At 58.1% G+C, this 949-nt stretch carries 1 protein-coding gene and 2 pseudogenes; 2 read left to right on the forward strand and 1 reads right to left on the reverse strand.

The genetic code is table 11. From position 1 onward, the window contains the following. A pseudogene (locus tag P792_RS39115) lies at positions 1–214 on the forward strand (hypothetical protein); the annotation flags it as partial. Positions 215–245: 31 nt separating this feature from the next. Here P792_RS39115 and P792_RS32910 read toward each other — a convergent pair. Then, a complete protein-coding gene (locus tag P792_RS32910; RefSeq protein ID WP_023979610.1) occupies positions 246–524 on the reverse strand; it encodes a YrhB domain-containing protein in 279 nt (92 codons plus the stop codon). A 136-nt stretch (positions 525–660) separates the two neighbouring features. Between P792_RS32910 and P792_RS0119785 the strand changes: the two are divergent. Continuing rightward, a pseudogene (locus P792_RS0119785) lies at positions 661–949 on the forward strand (phage major capsid protein); the annotation flags it as partial.

The following is a 949-nucleotide window of genomic DNA, read 5'->3' on the forward strand; positions in this document are numbered from 1 at the left end:
TCCAGGCGGCCCGCGCCGCCAGATCAGGGCCGCAAACCTGCACGAGGTCAGCCTGGTGGATGACCCGTCCAACGCCCTCGCCCGCGTGACTGAAATGCGCAGGCGGTTTTACCCGGTGGGGCCGCAACTGCCCGATCTGGCGGCAGAGCTTCGCGCCGCCAGCCGTAGTCTCGTCGAAGCGGTCAGATCGCAGTCATATGCGAGCCTCCGCTGATCCGGTTCGGGCTGCTCGATTACGAAGCGCGTCATTTGCGCAGGAACGACCCGGTCCGCGCGTAATAAGCAAGATTATCTTCCAGGGGGCTGTCGGTCGGACAGACGCGTATCTTGCCTGTCTTTCGGTCGACAATGAGCGGCACGCTGCCGGTAAGCTGATCATCGGGATCGCGTGTCTTGAGGAAGCGCTCTGACTGATAACGAAAACACCACCCGCTCTCGAATTCCTGTTCGAAAACGATCTGGAGAGGTTTGTCAGATCTGCTCAAATAAAACTCTACGGCAGCTCTGGCATCGTCGAACGTCATGACTGATCCTTTTATCAAATTCTTCTAGCCCGCCTTGCTCTGACGCTACGCGATCCGGACCAAATCGTCGATACGAACATCAATCATCTGTTTCTCGAGGGCGCTTGTTGGCGCCCTTTTTTATGAGGATTACCCTATGTCTGATTACGAACAGGCCGCCCGCGAACTCAAGGCCGCGACCGATGAGGTCAAGCGTTTTGCCGAAGCCTCAACCACGGAATTGCGCAACCTCGGCAAGGTCACGGAAGAAACCAAAGCCAGCGCCGACAAAGCCCTGGCCGAAATGAACGGACTCTCTACCCGCCTAACCGATCTGGAACAGAAAACCGCCCGCCGGCGTGAACCGTCTGAGGATACGACCCTGACGCTTGGCGAAGAGTTCATGGCCAGCGATGCGGCACGCGACCTCAAATCCTCATTCCAGG

This window comes from Asaia sp. SF2.1, from assembly GCF_000505765.1.
GTDB classification, from domain to species: Bacteria; Pseudomonadota; Alphaproteobacteria; order Acetobacterales; family Acetobacteraceae; genus Asaia; species Asaia bogorensis.